Origin of the sequence: Rhodococcus sp. NPDC056506 (assembly GCF_042794945.1) — a bacterium.
Classification (GTDB): Bacteria; Actinomycetota; Actinomycetes; order Mycobacteriales; family Mycobacteriaceae; genus Rhodococcus_F.
This window is the reverse complement of record NZ_JBHTSW010000071.1, coordinates 1-16,303: the sequence shown is the minus strand read 5'-3', so window position 1 is coordinate 16,303 and position 16,303 is coordinate 1. Positions and strand designations below refer to the sequence as shown.

The following is a 16,303-nucleotide window of genomic DNA, read 5'->3' as shown; positions in this document are numbered from 1 at the left end:
GGTGATGAGTGCCCGTCCCGACTACTACGAGTTACTACTACGAGAGGTGACTACTGGCGCTGGCCGCCTTCCGGCGGCTGACCCAGGTACGGGTACTTCTGCTGGAATTCTTCACGCTCGGACGGCAGCGGTAGCTGACCGGGCCACGGGTTTTCACCCTGCTGCGGTAGCGCGGGATCGGTGAATCCAGGCTGCTCGGGCGCACTTTCACGGCGGTGCCTGACTGCAGCTGCCGGATCTTCGACGGGTGTGCGCGCAGCAACTTCAGCGGCGCGCACCGCTTCTGCGATGGCCGGGTCGGATTTTGTCTCGAACCACTCTGCCACCTCAGCTGAATCGTCCTCAGGGTTGGGAAGATTCTCTTCGGCGGCCGGCGGCTCGTAACGGAAAACACCGTCCTGTCCCTGCGCGCCAAGCGTTTTCGCAAATCCCTTCAGTGCATCACCGAAGTCGCTGGGTACGAGCCAGACCTTGTTTGCATCGCCCTGCGCCATCTGCGGCAACGTCTGAAGGTACTGGTATGCAAGCAATTCCGGAGTCGGCTTACCGGACTTGATGGCGGCGAAGACCTTCTCGATGGCCTTGGCCTCGCCTTGGGCCTGCAGGTACTTGGCCGCGCGGTCACCTTGAGCGCGAAGGATCTGAGACTGTCGCTCGCCCTCGGCGTTCAGGATCGACGCCTGCTTGTTGCCCTCGGCAGAAAGAATCTGACTCTGCTTTGCACCCTCGGCGGTCTTGATGGCGGACTCACGGTGACCTTCAGCCGTCAGAATCATGGCGCGCTTTTCACGGTCCGCCTTCATCTGCTTCTCCATCGACTCCTGGATCGAGGGCGGCGGATCGATGCTCTTGAGCTCGACGCGGGCCACTCGCAGGCCCCAGCGACCGGTTGCCTCGTCGAGGACACCGCGAAGCTGACCGTTGATGGAATCACGCGAGGTCAGCGTCTCTTCGAGGGTCATTCCGCCGACGACGTTTCGCAGCGTCGTGGTTGCCAACTGCTCGACGGCAGCGATGTAGTTGCTGATCTCGTACACCGCAGCTTGGGGATTGGTGACCTGGAAGTACACCACGGTGTCGATGGACAGTGTCAGGTTGTCCTGGGTGATCACCGGTTGCGGCGGGAAGGAGACGACGCGCTCGCGAAGATCCACCTTGGCGCGCACGCGATCGGCGAACGGGATCAAGAACGTGAGCTGACCGGACACCGTCTTCGAATATCTGCCGAGCCGTTCGATGACCGCGGCTTCTGCCTGCGGTACCAGTGCCACCGACTTCGCGACCACCAAGATCACGAATAGCACCAACACACCGAGCACTATGAGTGCTGCCATTAAGGTCCCCTCCAGACGACTGCTGTTGCGCCGTTGATTTCCATCACCGTCACCTTGGTGCCCGGCGGGTACACCTCGGTGGTGTCGTACGGCCTGGCAGTCCACACCTCGCCGTCCAACTTGACCTGCCCGGAATGCTCGCCTACTTCTTCCAGAACCAGAGCGTGCTTACCTTCGAGTGCTTGAATTCCGGTCGGGGTCGGCGGCGGACTACCGAAGCGACGCAACATGATCGGTCGCACGCCCAGGACCAGAGCGGCGGAGAAAACTCCGAACATGACGGCGTCGACCCACACCGGGAAGTCGGTGACAGCACTGACACCGGCAGTAGCGAGTGCCCCACCGGCGAGCATCAGCAGGAAGAAATCCCCCACCAACGCCTCGGCCCCGGCGAGCACAAGTGCTCCGATCAGCCAAATTAGTGCAGCCACAACACCATCTAACCAGAATGTGTGACCCAGGCCGCCGCTACGTCAGTTCGGCTCGGTAACGAAATCGACAAGTTGTTCGACGGCGCCGATCAACGGAGCTTCCAGATCGCGGAAGCTCTCCACCGAGTTGTAGACCCGCCGCCAGCCCTCCTGAGGGGTCCCCCAACCGAGTTCGCGGCAGATTCCCGTCTTCCAATCCTCGCCGCGCGGGATCTTCGGCCAGGCTGCGATACCGACGGATGTGGGGCGCACTGCCTCCCAGACGTCGATGTACGGGTGACCGGTCACCAGCACGTTGGGGCCGAGGCCCTGAGTCAGTTGGGTTTCCTTGGAACCGGTGACCAGGTGGTCGACCAGGACCCCGACGCGGCGGCCTGGGCCTGGACCGAATTCGGCAAGCCGTTCCCCCAGATTGTCGAGTCCTTCGAGGTGTTCGACGACAACACCTTCGACACGAAGGTCGTGACCCCAAACCCGCTCGACGAGGGCCGCGTCGTGCACTCCCTCCACCCAGATCCGGCTGGGCAGTGCCGTGCGGGCACGCAAGCCTTCGACTCGCGTCGAACCCGAAGCCGACCGTGCGGGCTTGGTGGACGCGGCCTTGGGCGCAGGCCGGACGAGGGTGACCGGTGAGCCGTCGACGAGAAAAGCCGCCTCGCGCATCGCGAACAACCGCGTCCGGGAACGCCCGTCCTCGAGGCGCACGAAATCGCCGTCGTACGTGCGCTCGAAACCGACTACCGCCCCGCAGAATCCCGTCGCCGCATCCTCGACGACTAGATCACGCTCGGCCGCCACTTCGGGCGTCACGCGCTTCTGTTTACGGGTATGACCCGCAAAAATGTCACCGTATCCGTTGCCACCGCTCACGCCGGATCACGCTAGGTCACAACGCCGGGGCCGCGCATCTCGCCACGCCGAACTAAACTTCACGGTCATGAGTTCTCCCAGCGCAACCCTCACCGTGTGGGCAGCGTCATGGCTCGCCGGCGACGCTGCGCCGGACGACGTCATCGACGCCCTTGCCGCGTGGGCACCGATGCACCTGATCGGGGCCGCCGATGCGGAAACCGCAGTCCGCCACGATCTCGAGTGGCCGGGTCTCACGGCATCCGGTATCTCCACGCTGCTGAGAATCGCGCGCTCGGAGGCTGCCGAAGTCCGCCTGGTCCTTCCCACGGCCGGCGACGTGCGAGGCCTGCCTACCGGAACCGAGTTCGCTCGCGCTGCGATCACAGCGGGTGAGGGGATACAAATCGGCGCCGTCGGCAAACCTGGAGTCGGCCTCGTGCCGTCGAAGGAAGGCCCGGACGTCTTGCGGTGGACGGTCTTCTCCATCCCGACTGTGGCGGGCAGCGCCGAAACGATCGGACTCCGCGAAGCCGAATACGAACTGCGTCAAGCTGTTCGGGATGCAGCGGAGATCCTCGGCGGGCTTCCGACTGTTGCCACGGGTATGCCCGGAAGCGACGCGCGCACCCTGGTCGCCGAAGCACTGCAGGCGCAGGCCGGGTATCGCTGGCCGTCGACGCTGTCACCGCGGCATCTGCAGGTGATCGACACCGCCGACAACGTGGCAGCAATTCTTGCCGTCGCCGCGTCGGCCGGGACCAACCAGGCACCGAGCGTGTCCACCGCGCAGACGCGTGAAGACCTGCTGCGACGACTGTGGGACGTCGTCCGCATCGCCCGTGTTGCGTCGGCCAACAGTGTGTCGATCAGAGCTTGAGCACGAAGTTCCGGCGTTTCTCGGCAAACCCGTTGCGGTCACCGAACATGTCGATCTTCATCTCTTCGAGTTCACGTTCCTCGTAGGGCAGCACCGGATCGCGTTCCAGCCGAAGACGTTTGCGCTCCAGCATCGATTCCACGCGATCTCCTTCGAGTAAGTCGACGGCGACCTTGTCCAGCCACGCCTCGAACAGATCCGGCCGCCTGGGGCCGATCGCGTCGACCAGTCCGATGTCCAATGCGCGACGAATACCGATAGGACTGCATTCGGTCAGCAGGCTGCGTGCCTGCTCCTCGCCGACGCGGGCCGGAAGTGTGTACGTGTGCAGTTCCGAGCCGAACAGGCCCATCGTGGCGTAGTGAGGATTGAGAACCACACCGTCCCTGGCCACGACTACGTCGGCCCCGAGCGGGAGCATGACCCCACCGGCACCGGCGTTGCCGGTGAAAGCCGCCACCACTACCTGCTCCGTACAGGTGACTATCGCTTTCGCGATCTCGTTGATGGCCTTGATATTGGCCCACGCTTCTCCGGCTTGATCCGACGCCGCCTCGATGACGTTGAGGTGGATACCGTTGCTGAATCTGTCGTAGTCGCCCGTCAGGACAAGGATCTTGGTGTCCTGCGCGATCGCCCAGCGCAGCCTGGCCGCCAGGCGTGCGCATTGCTTGGTACTCATCGCGCCGTTGTAGAAGCGGAACGAGAGATGTCCGATATCGCCGTCCCGGTGATAGTCGGTCTCGGGATAGCGACTCTCCCAGACCTGTGGAACGAACACGTCCGGCCGCACGACAGCGGTCGACGGAAGTTTGACATTGCCCGCGCCGACGAGCCGCGCATGCCCGATCCACACCGAACCGGCACCGGTAGCAACACGTATTGCCTGGTGGAAGTACTCGACGATGGTGCCAGGTGCCGCATCGACGTGGGCGTCGAGGAAAGCGTCGTAGACGTAGACCCGGTCGAGCCCGAGTTGAACGGCGACGCCGGGAAACCCGTCGGCGGCGTTGACGGCGCGGACGATGCTCGATGCGTCCTCCACCCAACTGAACACGCGATCGGACTGTTTCATGCTCGGCCTCGATCGGGCCGATGCCACAGGCCTGGCAACGCGCTCGGACGGGATCGGCTGGAAATCAGGAGTACGGAAATGCTCGACGACCTCCGCTATGCACTCCATCGCCGCGTCGGTGACTGCCCCGTTGTACACCGAGGATTTGGTTGCCCCGCTCGGAAGTTCGAAGGTCCGCCACGCCCACACCGCTCCTGCATCGAGTTCCTCGGCGGCCTGCAATGCGGTGACTCCCCAGATCGGTTCGTCGTCTGCAATTGCCCAGTCCAGCGACGACGGTCCGCGATCTCCGGGTGGGCCGGGGTGAATGATGATCGTCGTCCACCGCTGCCAAATGGATTCCGGTACATAGGCTTTCAGGAATGGGCAGATGACGATATCGAAATCCCCCGCCGCCGTTGCGGCCAGCGCCGCTTCTGCGTCGGCTACGACGGAGGTGCGGACCTGGTGTCCTGCCTCCCGAAGAACCAGGGCGGCCCGCTGGGAAAGACCGTTGTCGGAGGTGACGAGGAGAAGCACGCTCAACGGCGGCGCGGAAGCGACGTGTGGGCGCGAGCGCCGGAACAGCGCCGCGGTGGCCGCCCGCAAGCGACCCTTGGCCGATCCACCTTCGCGTAGCTTCACCGTAGCTCCCACACCCGCAGTGGCCACAGAAGTCGCGAGGGCAGCGGATGTGGGCAGCGGTGTGACTTCGGGGGTTGAAACCATGGATTCCTGCTCGCATCTCGAGTATCCGCAGCGCAGACCCGACTCCCCCCAGAGCCGGGCCGACGCACCGATAGATTGATTGAGGTATTTAGGGACTTTATACCTACCGTCGGTTTGTTTCAATGGCTATTTTCAAGCAAACAGTTCGTCTGGTCAACGCCCGGGCTTGTGGTTGATCGCGATGTGGCGGTCGATTCGAATATGTTCGTCCAGCGTCGGGTAGCGCAGACCGGTGTCCTGGCTGTACCCCTGACGGCGCAACCAATCCAGGACATCGCCCCAGAACCAGATACCACCGGCCACCGAGTTGTAAGGAATCGGGAAAGGAGTAGCGGCCTGCCGAACCCCTCGCACCCATTGTCCGACGGCTTGCCGGGTCACGCCCGCACGGTCGGCGATGTCCTGGCGTGACACCAGGTCAGGATGTGTCCGCTGTGGGCGCACGCCCGCGGCCACCAACTGGTCCACCACGGTGATAGCCGTCGTCGCTGCGCGCATGCCCTCCGCGGTGAGCGTCAGCAACTGCAACCCACGTCGATCCTCGACTCTTCCGCCCAAGCTCTCTTCGATCGCCTGCTCTTGCGAGACTGTCAGCATCTGAACGATGAATGTGAATTCGTAACGGTGATAGAGGTCTTCGGCCACGCAATGAACATAGCCGTAAGCTGCACTGTTTCCACATGGACACACCCGGATCTCACCCCCGCACGCACAATGGGCAGATGATCGACGTGGACGACAGTCAGTTCGAGGACATGGTCAAACGGGCGCTCGACAGTCTGCCGCCCAAATTGGGTGCGGAGATGGCCAATGTCGCGGTGACCGTTCAACTCGAAGGAGGACGACCAGGACTACTCGGGCTGTATCAAGGTATCCCGCTGACCAAGAGAACCACCACGTACGCAGGCGTACTCCCCGACCGCATCACGATCTACCGCAGGGCCATCTGTGCGCTCTGCAGCACTGAAGACGAGGTGATCGAGCAGGTTCGCCGAACCGTGATCCACGAGATCGGCCACCACTTCGGGATCGGGGATCCCCGGTTGCGCGAACTCGGATGGTGACAACCGACTCATCTACAAGTCGGAAATCAGCTAGAGGTTGATAATCGGCGAATTGTCATGTCAGCTGTACCAAGCTCGCAACAATTAAACACTCACAGGAGTTCGCATGGTCAATTTGATCCAGATCGCCCCGAAGAATGCCCCGACGTTTGCGATGAGCCGACAGAAGGCTGCCGAACTGTTGGGTATCTCGGTCGACAGCGTCGCGTTTCTCCTCAAGTCTCGCTATCTCCCGGATCTGGACGCCGGCCGGTTGATCTCGATGGCCAACCAACCGTGGTTGTACTCGGACGGCGACTTTCCCGTCCTTCAGCAAGGCGCATCCGAACTTGCACCGAAGAAGATGCTGCCCGCCCGTAAGTACATCGGCGAGAGCGCAATTCACTCCGATGCCGAATGCGTGGAAGCCAACCAGGGGCAGTGGGCCGGATTCAACGTCGACCACGTGTTGAGCGCCCGCTTCCTGCCCGTGACGCTCCGCAAGTTCCCGGTGTCGGTTCTGCAGATCCACGACGTCAACGACGACGACGAGGAACGGGTCTCGTTTGTCGCGACCCTCGCCGGGCGAGTCCGCGAACTGGGAGCGCCCGAACTCAACTACATCGACCCGTCACTGAGCCCAGAAGACCGACAGATCGTCGAGACGCTCCTCACCTCGCGCAGCACGTCCACCGTTCCGGGGCCCTGTGGAAAGCTCAAGCAGCCGAACACCTGAGCGTCGGGCCGTCTTCAGCGGGGGCGCTGAACGGCCGCGCAGCAGTTCACTGCGCACGAGCGTCCGTTGGTGGTCGAGCCGAGCAGCGGCTCGACCCCCAGTCGCAGTGGCTGCTCGGCCTCGGCCAGTTCCTGAACGAGCGTGGGCACCAGCTGCGCAAAACGCTGATCGCGGCCGGGTGTCGCTGCACGAACGAAATCCATCCCGAGTTCGGCTGCCTTGTCCTTGGCCTCGGTGTCCAGGTCCCACACCACTTCGAGGTGATCGGATACGAAACCGACGGGGCACACGATCACAGCGCGAACGTCCTTGGCGGACAAAGTATCCAGATGATCACAGATGTCAGGGTCCAGCCACGGAACCTGCGGCGGGCCAGATCGCGACTGCCACACCAGATCAAAATCTTCGACGCCGACGGCGTCGGCAACAAGCTTCGCGGCCTCGGCGACCTGTCGGCTGTAGAGGTTTCCACCCTCCGTCGGCGGACCCGCATTGCGGTCTGCGGCAATCGGTACCGAATGCGCTGTGAACACCAGGCGCGCGGTATCGCGAGTCGCTTCGGGCAACTCGGCGCGGGCAGCTCGGACCCCGTCGGCGAATGCGCCGACGACCAGCGGATGGTCGTAGTACTGGCGAAGTTTGGTCAGCGTCGGTGCGCCGTCACCGACCGCCTCACGGGCACGGGCGATGTCCTCGTGGTACTGCCGACACCCGGAGTAACCGCCCCACGCCGACGTGGCGAACACGGCGGCGTTGCGGACACCGTCCTCGCGCATCTTGGCAACGGTGTCTCCGACCATCGGGTGCCAGTTGCGGTTGCCGAAGTACACGGGCAAGTCCAGGCCGGCTGCTGCCAGTTCACCCTCGACCCGGTCGATCAGGTCCCGATTGAGCGCGTTGATAGGCGAAACCCCACCGAAATGCATGTAGTGCTCGACGACGGCGTCGAGGCGCTCCGCCGGCACTCCCCTACCGCGCGTGACGTTTTCGAGGAAGGGTCGTACGTCTTCGGGTTTTTCGGGACCGCCGAACGACAAAACGAGAAGAGCATCGAACTGCATGTCCATACTTGCGGTCATGAGTTCAATCTTGCGCGATGCCGTTCGGCGGTGGTCACCCGGGTACTCACCTGCGTAGTAGAACTAGTGCTACTAGCCGACCATCGCGTGGAAGCCGCCGTCGACGTAGATGATCGACGCGGTCGTGCCGGGCAACCAATCCGAGAGGACGGTGCAGACGGTCTTGGCCACGGGCTCGCGATCGTCGACGTCCCAGCCGATGGGCGCAGCGCCGTCCCATGCGGTGTTGAGCTTGTCCAACTCCGCGCCCGGACCGGTGCTGTCACCGGCAATGGCCTTGGCGGCCAGGGTCTTGATCGGGCCGGAGGACACCAGGTTCGAGCGGATGCCACGAACGCCGACCTCTTTGGCCACGTAGCGGTTCACGGCCTCGAGCGTCGCCTTGGAGACGCCCATCCAGTTGTAGAACGGCATCGCGCGTGCCGGATCGAAGTCCATACCGACGATGGACGCGTTGTCGTTGAGCACCGGCAGCAACGCCTTTGCCAGTGCGCTGTACGAGTATGCGGACACCTCGAGTGCGACCGCCACGTCCTCCCACGGCGCGTCCATGAACGGGCTTCCCAGGCAGGAACGGGGAGCAAAGCCGATCGAGTGGACGACGCCGTCGATACCCTCGGGAGCCAGCTCGCGAACACGCTCGGCGAGGGAGGCGAGATCCTCCGAACTCTGGACGTTGAGCGAGATTGCCGGCGGCACGGGCTGCGGCAGGCGCTGGGCGATGCGGTCGATGAGGCGCAGACGATCGAACCCGGTGATGAGCACCTTCGCGCCCTGCTCCTGCGCGACCTTGGCCACGTGGAACGCGATCGACGAATCGGTGATGATACCGGTGACAAGAATGGTCTTACCCTCGAGCAAACCGCCCATGAGATGTCCTCCTGATTTCAGACGTACGAGAAAGGTGTGCGTGTTCGAAAAAGCGGGTCAGTGCCCCATGCCGAGTCCGCCGTCGACGGGGATGACCGCACCCGAGACGTATGCCGAATCGTCCGAGGCGAGGAAACTGACAACTGCTGCAACATCTTCCGGCTTTCCGGTCCGCTGCAACGGGATGAACTCGGTGGCCTTGTCCTTGACGTCGTCGCCCAGGGCGGCCGTCATGTCGGTCTCGATGAATCCGGGAGCGACCACGTTGGCGGTGATCGAGCGCGAGCCGAGTTCCCTGGTCAAGGAGCGAGCGATACCGACGATGCCTGCCTTGGACGCGGCGTAGTTGACCTGGCCGGCCTGTCCTGCCAGACCCACCACCGAACCGAGGAAGATGAACCGTCCGAAACGCGCGCGCAGCATCGAACGGGTCGCACGCTTGGAGAGGCGGAAGGTTCCGGTCAGATTTGCGTCGACAACGCTCGTGAACTGCTCTTCGCTCATCCGCATGATCAGTGTGTCGTCGGTGACGCCGGCGTTGGCGACGATGACCTCGACCGGTCCCTGGTGTGCCTCGACCTCTTTGAACGCCCGGTCGATCGACTCTGTGTCGGTGACGTCGCAGACAACGCCGAACAAACCTTCAGGGACACCGGAACCGCGATGCGTGACGGCTACCTTGTGACCGTCTGCAGCGAGTCGCTGAGCGACGGCCAAGCCGATTCCGCGGTTGCCGCCGGTGACGAGCACCGAGCGCGGTGTGGTGACGGTCCGTTCGGAAACCACTGTCGTGGGAGGGGTAGACATGGCGATCAACCTATCAATTCTCTGCGGGCCGCGTACCAGCGGTATTTGGACAATTCGGAACTGCTCTCGATCAAGGCAGACGCTGCCTGCGTACCAGGGCGATCGTCAGACCTGCGGTCGCGAACACGACGCCGAGGATCAACCATGGTCGACTCGCGTCGCCTCGAGTCGTCTCGAAACCGATCTGCTCTTCGAGCGTGTCGTACACCTGGCGCAGTTCTTCCAGGCTCGATGCCGTGAAAAAACTTCCGCCGGACAGGTTGGCGATCTCTTTCAGCGACGCATCGTCGACCGGGACGGGGATTCGGTCCCCTTCGATCTCGACGCGTCCGTATGTCGTTCCGAAGGAAATGGTCGAGATCGGAACGCCCTTGTCCTTGGCTTGACGGGCTGCGGTGAATCCGCCCCGCGGATCGTCCGAGTTCTCGGGAACAGTCTGCTTACCGTCGGACAGCAACACGATGCGCGCCGGTGGCGCCTGATCGCTGCCACCGAGAACAGCCGACAACGTGTCGATCGACTGCAAGGAGGTGAAGATCGCCTCGCCCGTCGCCGTCCGCTCACTGAGCTTGAGGTTGTCGATGGCGACCTTTGTGGCGTCACGATTCGTGGTGGGCGACACCAGAACCGAGGCGGTTCCGGCAAATGCGACCAACCCGAGGTTGATTCCAGGAGTGAGACCGTCGGCAAACGACTTGGCTGCTTCCTGCGCTGCTGCCAATCGCGTCGGCTCGACATCGGTGGCCTGCATCGACAGCGACACGTCGATCACAAGGATCACGGTGGCGCGGTTTCGCGGGACCTTCTTGTCTGCCGTCGGACCGGCAAGGGCGACGGTGAAGAACACCAACGCGACGACCATCAGAATCGCCGGAATATGACGCCACCGCCCGGGCCGAGAAGGCGCCACCTTCTCCAGTAGCGCGAAGTTCGTGAACCGAAGTGTGTGCTTTTCACGCTGCTTCTGGACAAAAACGTAACCGACCACCAGCGCGGCGATGACAGCGAGGAAGAGCAGCCACCACGGTGCGGTGAATTGAGAAAGACTCACGAACGAACGCCCCCAGTTCCGGCGCCGGCACCATAACTGTGGCGGCGTGCCGAGATGAATCTCACGACGTCGGCGATCCAGTCCCTGTCGGTGTGCAGAGACATCAGCGGTGCGCCGCAACGACGTAGAGCTTGTCGGACCTCGACACGGTGCTCAGCGGCGACTCTGGCGAAGTCGGCTCGCAGTTGCGGCGTCGTGGTGAATTCTCTCGTCCGACCGGACTCCGGATCGTGGAGCACCACGTCGCCGACGTCGGGCAGTTCGAGGTCGCGCGGGTCGACCACTTCGACGCCGAGCACGTCGTGCCGTCCCGAAATGGCGCGAAGCGAGCGTTCCCAGTCGATCGGCCCGAGGAAGTCACTGATGACCACCGCGAGTCCGCGCCGACGCTGTGGGCGTCTGAGCGCTTCGATCGCCCCGACCAGATCGCCACGTACCCCGTCCGGAGCGTGCGGGGTCGTCGCGATCTTACGAAGCATCGCCTGTGCGTGAATTCGCCCACCACGGGCCGGAATTCGTGTTGTCTGTGCGCCCGTCGAGATGATGGCGCCGACGCGATTACCTCCCGAACTGGTCAGGTGGGTGATCGCTGCGGCCGCGGCGACGACCAGGTCACGCTTCTCGCATCCGGCCGTCCCGAAATCGAGACTTGCGGACAGGTCGATTACGAGCCACGTCTCGAGTTCACGATCTGCGACCGACTGACGCACGTGAGGGTGCGTCGTACGGGCGGTGACGGACCAGTCCATCTGCCGCACGTCGTCGCCCGGCTGATACTCGCGAGCGTCCCCCGGTTCCGAACCCGGGCCGGGAATCAGACCGAGGTGGTCGCCGTGCAGCACACCGTCGAGGCGGCGACGAACCGTGAGCTCGAGGGTGCGCAGCGCAGCGGTGAGCTTGGGATCACTGAGCTCGCCGGATCGGAACGACGGCGGAGAACCGGTGGATCCGGCGGGTGTCGCCTGGCCACCGTCGCGGCCTTCGGTCACTGCGGGCGACTCATCGTCTCAGCGGTCGCGATCGGCGCGCCGTTGCCCTGCGGATTAGCTGTGCCCTGTGGATTGACGGCGCCCTGTGCGTTGAACTGCGGTGCTTGCGGTGCGCCCTGCTGGGGCGGTCCGGGAACGGTGGGAACCGGCCGCGCGGCGATCTGCGGCAGTCCGACGGTCTGCAGTACCCGGGCGATGACGGCGTCGGGAGTCACCTCGTCGGCCATGGCGTCGTACGAGAGAACGAGACGGTGACGCAACACGTCCGGGATCACTTCGATGACGTCCTGCGGCACGACGTAGTCGCGACCTCGGACGAGCGCGAGGGCCCGCGACGCGGCGATGATGCCGAGCGTCGCACGGGGTGAGGCACCGTAGGCGATCCAGCCTGCGACGTCCTCGAGTCCGACCTCACGCGGCGTGCGCGTAGCGGCGATGACTCGGACCACGTAGTCGACCAGGGCGTGGTGGACGAAGACGTTGCTGGCAACGCGTTGGAGCCTGACCAACTCCTCCGGACCGAGGATCTGGTGCGGCTCCGGAGCTGCGACGCCCATCCGGTAGACGATTTCGCGTTCTTCCTCCACCGTCGGGTAATCGACGAGGATCTTGAACAGGAAGCGGTCGCGCTGCGCCTCGGGGAGCGGATAGACGCCCTCGTTCTCGATGGGGTTCTGCGTCGCCATCACCAGGAACGGATCGGGCATGTGGTACCGCTTGCCACCGATCGAGACGTGGCGTTCGGCCATCACCTCGAGGAGCGCGGACTGCACCTTGGCCGGGGCGCGGTTGATCTCGTCGGCCAGGACGAAGTTCGCGACGACGGGTCCGAGTTCGGTGTCGAACTCCTCGCGGCCCTGACGGTAGATGCGCGTACCGATGAGGTCGGTGGGCACCAGGTCCGGGGTGAACTGCACGCGGGAGAAGGAACCGCCGACGACCTTCGCGAAAGTCTCGACGGCCAGCGTCTTGGCGACGCCGGGGACTCCCTCGAGGAGGACGTGCCCCTTGGCCAGGAGACCGACGAGAATGCGCTCGACAAGACGGTCCTGCCCGACGATGACTCGCTTGACCTCGTAGATCGCTCGTTCCAAGGTCTGAACGTCGGCTGTCAGGGAAGGTGCTGCTCCGTCCGCACTTCCGCCCGCCTTGCTTACGTCGACCGTTCCGACCGAATCTTCACGTGAGGTCACCAAGAATCCATCGCTTTCACCTAGAAAAGTACCGACAGTAACGTGTTCCCCGTCAACTATTCCAGGTAGTTGCGCTCGATGCCGTAACACCACGTCGGGAACTTGATACTTCTCCTGACAATGCGGTCGTCAGCGACAATTTCCTCTGACCGTCAGGACACCAGTCGGACGGCGTACGGCGTCATTCCGCCCCAGCGAACCGGGGAGACCATGACACTCGAACCGGATTGTGGTGCTTCGAGCATCTGCCCGTTACCGAGGTAGAGCGCCACGTGCTGGCTGGCGTTGGGGCCGTAGAAGATCATGTCGCCGCGCTTCATCTCCGAGGACGGAACCTGCGTGCCCGCGGTGTACTGATAGCCGGTGTAGTGCGGCAACGAGATCCCGATGCCGGCAAAGGCGTAGATCATCAAGCCGGAGCAGTCGAACCCGACTTTGTTGAAGTCGCCGTAACTGTCAGCGACGCCGCCGTCACGGATGCCTCGCGTCGGACCGTTCTCGTCGCCGCCGCCCCAGGCGTACTGCACGCCTAGCTGAGACATCCCGCGGTCGATGACGGATTCGATTGCAGCGCTTCCGGTAACGGAAGGCTTCGGCGTGGTGGGTTTCGGCGTCGTCGGCTTGGGGGTGGTGGGCTTGGGGGTGGTGGGCTTGGGCGTGGTGACCGTTTCCTCGTCGGTGCCGGTCTCTTCGTCCGTGCCTGTTTCTTCGTCGGTCCCGGTTTCCTCGTCCGTCCAGGTGTCGTCGTCGTCCGGGATGACCGTCGGAGTCGGGTCTTCGACAGCGGTGTGCGGACGCTGGGCTGCTGCCAGTGCTGCAGCTCGATCCTTGGCTGCCTGGTCGGCAGCGGCACGGGCGGCGGCCTGAGCGGCTGCTTCCTTGGCGGCGGCTTCGAGAGCCTTCTGATGAGCTTCCTCGGCGCGGCGCTGTTCGTCCCACGTCGCGTATGCCTGGCGTTGCCCCTGCAAGCCGGCGACGGCATTGCGGGCGGCGTCGAGCTGAGCCTGTGCGGAGTTGCGCTCGGCTTCGATCGATGCCTTCTTGGCTACCTGCTGATCGAGGGCATTGCGCGCGATCTGAATCGCTTGCTCCGCCAGATCCTTCAGCTGAGCGGCGACCTCGGCGGCGGCGTCGGCCTGCTGCTTGGCCTGGCGGGTCGCGGAGTCCTTGTTCGCCTGCTCGGTACGTGCTCGCTGGAGACCGTCGAGCACTGCGCTCTGTGTATTGGCGAGAAGTTTGAGGACCTGGGCACGGTCGAGAACGTCGCCCGGCCCCTTGGCGTCGAGGAACGACGAGATCGACGCGGTGTTCGTGCCCTTGACGTAGCTCGAGCGTGCGTACTTGTCGAAGTCCGTCTGAGCGACTTCGATCTGCGCCGACGCGTCCTTCAGAGCTTGTTTGGTGACTCCGACGGCCTGCGCTGCAGAGTCTGCGGCGCCGCGGGCGTTCTGCAGATCCACGAGAGTCTTGTTGACGTCTTCACGCTTGATCGCAACTTCGTTGTCGAGTGCCGACAACTGTTCGTTGGCCGATGCGACTTGATTGATGAGCGCGCTGACGGTGCCGACGCTCGACGAGACCTGCGAATCTGCTGCGGCGATGTCCGAGTCACTCGGATTCGGAGGCGGCGGCGGTACGGCCGAGGACATGGCCGGCGTTCCGACGATCAGGGATCCGACGACGCCGAACCCGATGACCAGCTGCGCCAGGCGCATCGACTTACGGGAAGGACCACGACGGGACTCGCCGCCACGTGTTACTTGCCTCACAAATAACTCTCCCTCGCGTGTAACGCCACGGCCCGCTGGGTCGCCGATCCGTGCGGGGAGGGAATGCGCAAACCAAGCACCGGTCGCCCACAGCCCGAGAGCTGACGGTTGACCCGGACGTGCCGTAAGAACGCCACCGCCGGAACCTCGAGAACAAGGCAACCGAAAAGTAAGCGTCGAACAACATCAGCCTGTCTGCGACACTTCTTCCCCAAAAAGTGCCAGTTGTACCGTACGACACTCAAGCGTTCTTTGGAAACTTTAGCCACAAATAACACAAACGGTATTTGAGCTGGTCGAATGGCATGCAGGCACCAAAAAGGGCAGGTACTCACCGCAAACAGCGGTGAGTACCTGTTTTCGACGAGTTACTGAAAATCTCGCAAAAGGACCAAGGTCAGACGGAATCGGCCCGGTGGTCGGAAGGTGTCGCAATCCCTGAAGCAGAACCGATATGTCTGGTTTGCGCATTTTCCGGCTCTCGCCGCCACTTGACCGCGAAGGTAATTCCGGCAATTACCGCCACGACGGCGATGACAAGAACCGTGTACAACGTCCACGGCGGACCAGGCGCCACGATCTCGTGCGAGAAACGGTCCGCGGTCACACTCGCGCTCTCGCCGAATGACCGGTCTTGTGCAGTTTCGAGTTGGACGCGAGAGATCGAGTCGCTGTAGCTGCCCATCCAGTCCGGGCTCAGAACAAGGACCGTGCCGCCTTCGGTCTTGCCGACCGTCGTGGCCAGGTCCCGAAGATCGGACGGCCGGCCCGGATTCGCATCGACGACGACGACGCTCAAGTCGACACCACGTTCGCGAGCGTCGGTCACCACCGCGGTCAGCCCGGCAACATCGGACTCGGGGGCGGAGACGCCGTCCGTCGAGAGATCCGCGAATACGTCGTCGAGATCGACGTCCGACGGAACAGCGGTGTGCGACGGGGACTTCACGTGCACGGGCGCGAAAGCGTGATTGGTAGGAGCAGACATCTCTCATCCGGGTGCTGTTCGGATTCCGTCCACCGCTGAGTTGCGGGGAGTTGGTCCGAGGTCGTTTGTCGGCGGCCGACCCGCGACGGGCCTGCATGCAGCCTACTTCAGGTCGACTGCCACCCGGCGTCACACACAACCGCCGCGCGTGCCGCCTGAGTGGCAACTGTGGGTGCGGTCACCCAGCCAAGCCTGCGTTGCGCAGGCCCGCAGTCTGCATGAAGATTGTTTCGGTCAACTTGCCCTGAATTCTCACAGGACAAGCGTACTGTTAGACTTGGACCGAGAGGTACCACCGGTCAGGACAGGTTCTACCGCAGCTCCGATGTTCGGACAGTTCTCACGCGAACTGTGCGATTGGCGTGAGCTACGGAGGATCTACCAGCCGAAGTACCTCGCTTCAGCTGCCGACACAGCCCCGTCGGTAGCGACCCTCATAGACGAGTGGAGCAGACGTGAGCACCAGTATCGATTCATTCGGAGCCAAGGGAACCCTCGCTG

General features: G+C 63.5%; 16 protein-coding genes. 3 read left to right on the top strand and 13 right to left on the bottom strand.

Annotation, left to right across the window (positions count from 1 at the left end; genetic code table 11):
- Positions 1 to 50: 50 nt before the first annotated feature.
- Genes ACFQ6H_RS29090 through ACFQ6H_RS29080 form a run of 3 tightly spaced genes read right to left on the bottom strand, consistent with a single transcriptional unit; the run spans position 51 to position 2,635 of the window.
- Positions 51 to 1,334: an SPFH domain-containing protein gene (locus ACFQ6H_RS29090; protein WP_378650307.1), complete on the bottom strand. Its 1,284-nt coding sequence runs from the start codon at positions 1,332 to 1,334 to the stop codon at positions 51 to 53.
- Positions 1,334 to 1,765 (bottom strand): NfeD family protein, encoded by a 432-nt coding sequence (locus tag ACFQ6H_RS29085; protein ID WP_003944877.1) that lies wholly within the window; start codon positions 1,763 to 1,765, stop codon positions 1,334 to 1,336. Before ACFQ6H_RS29085 ends, ACFQ6H_RS29090 begins: the two co-directional genes overlap by 1 nt.
- Positions 1,766 to 1,807: 42 nt before the next feature.
- Positions 1,808 to 2,635, bottom strand: a complete 828-nt coding sequence (locus ACFQ6H_RS29080) for a DUF3097 domain-containing protein (RefSeq protein WP_378533067.1) — start codon at positions 2,633 to 2,635, stop codon at positions 1,808 to 1,810.
- Positions 2,636 to 2,702: 67 nt separating this feature from the next.
- Between ACFQ6H_RS29080 and ACFQ6H_RS29075 the strand changes: the two genes are divergently transcribed.
- A complete protein-coding gene (locus tag ACFQ6H_RS29075; protein ID WP_378630195.1) occupies positions 2,703 to 3,494 on the top strand; it encodes a hypothetical protein in 792 nt (263 codons plus the stop codon).
- On the opposite strand, the gene ACFQ6H_RS29070 is transcribed toward ACFQ6H_RS29075, so the two are convergent.
- A complete protein-coding gene (locus ACFQ6H_RS29070) occupies positions 3,484 to 5,277 on the bottom strand; it encodes an enoyl-CoA hydratase-related protein (protein ID WP_378650305.1) in 1,794 nt (597 codons plus the stop codon). The genes ACFQ6H_RS29075 and ACFQ6H_RS29070 overlap by 11 nt on opposite strands.
- Positions 5,278 to 5,430: 153 nt before the next feature.
- A complete protein-coding gene (locus ACFQ6H_RS29065; RefSeq protein WP_378544251.1) occupies positions 5,431 to 5,922 on the bottom strand; it encodes a hypothetical protein in 492 nt (163 codons plus the stop codon).
- A 77-nt stretch (positions 5,923 to 5,999) separates the two neighbouring features.
- On the opposite strand from ACFQ6H_RS29065, the gene ACFQ6H_RS29060 reads away from it, so the two are divergent.
- On the top strand, positions 6,000 to 6,341 hold the full coding sequence (locus ACFQ6H_RS29060) for a metallopeptidase family protein (RefSeq protein WP_378650311.1): 342 nt from the start codon (positions 6,000 to 6,002) through the stop codon (positions 6,339 to 6,341).
- A 106-nt stretch (positions 6,342 to 6,447) separates the two neighbouring features.
- Positions 6,448 to 7,056, top strand: a complete 609-nt coding sequence (locus tag ACFQ6H_RS29055; RefSeq protein WP_378445980.1) for a transcriptional regulator — start codon at positions 6,448 to 6,450, stop codon at positions 7,054 to 7,056.
- 14 nt (positions 7,057 to 7,070) lie between these two features.
- Here ACFQ6H_RS29055 and ACFQ6H_RS29050 read toward each other — a convergent pair whose 3' ends face one another.
- From ACFQ6H_RS29050 to ACFQ6H_RS29015, 8 genes are all read right to left on the bottom strand, one after another.
- Positions 7,071 to 8,123, bottom strand: a complete 1,053-nt coding sequence (locus ACFQ6H_RS29050; protein ID WP_378650309.1) for a ferrochelatase — start codon at positions 8,121 to 8,123, stop codon at positions 7,071 to 7,073.
- Positions 8,124 to 8,207: 84 nt separating this feature from the next.
- Positions 8,208 to 9,005, bottom strand: coding sequence for an NADH-dependent enoyl-ACP reductase InhA (gene inhA, locus ACFQ6H_RS29045; RefSeq protein ID WP_003944803.1), 798 nt, complete (start codon positions 9,003 to 9,005; stop codon positions 8,208 to 8,210).
- A gap of 57 nt (positions 9,006 to 9,062) precedes the next feature.
- Positions 9,063 to 9,812: a 3-oxoacyl-ACP reductase FabG1 gene (gene fabG1, locus ACFQ6H_RS29040; protein ID WP_007727875.1), complete on the bottom strand. Its 750-nt coding sequence runs from the start codon at positions 9,810 to 9,812 to the stop codon at positions 9,063 to 9,065.
- A 70-nt stretch (positions 9,813 to 9,882) separates the two neighbouring features.
- Positions 9,883 to 10,863 carry a VWA domain-containing protein gene (locus ACFQ6H_RS29035; RefSeq protein ID WP_378445979.1) on the bottom strand — a complete coding sequence of 327 codons (981 nt, stop codon included), beginning with the start codon at positions 10,861 to 10,863 and terminating at the stop codon, positions 9,883 to 9,885.
- Positions 10,860 to 11,852, bottom strand: a complete 993-nt coding sequence (locus ACFQ6H_RS29030) for a DUF58 domain-containing protein (protein WP_003944991.1) — start codon at positions 11,850 to 11,852, stop codon at positions 10,860 to 10,862. The genes ACFQ6H_RS29035 and ACFQ6H_RS29030 overlap by 4 nt, the downstream gene beginning before the upstream one ends.
- Positions 11,849 to 13,045, bottom strand: coding sequence for an AAA family ATPase (locus ACFQ6H_RS29025; RefSeq protein WP_378445977.1), 1,197 nt, complete (start codon positions 13,043 to 13,045; stop codon positions 11,849 to 11,851). The genes ACFQ6H_RS29030 and ACFQ6H_RS29025 overlap by 4 nt, the downstream gene beginning before the upstream one ends.
- A gap of 152 nt (positions 13,046 to 13,197) precedes the next feature.
- Positions 13,198 to 14,760, bottom strand: a complete 1,563-nt coding sequence (locus tag ACFQ6H_RS29020; RefSeq protein WP_378631323.1) for an NlpC/P60 family protein — start codon at positions 14,758 to 14,760, stop codon at positions 13,198 to 13,200.
- A gap of 451 nt (positions 14,761 to 15,211) precedes the next feature.
- Entirely contained in the window at positions 15,212 to 15,802 is a 591-nt protein-coding gene (locus tag ACFQ6H_RS29015; protein ID WP_378650303.1) for a DUF6676 family protein, read from the bottom strand.
- Positions 15,803 to 16,303 lie beyond the last annotated feature (501 nt).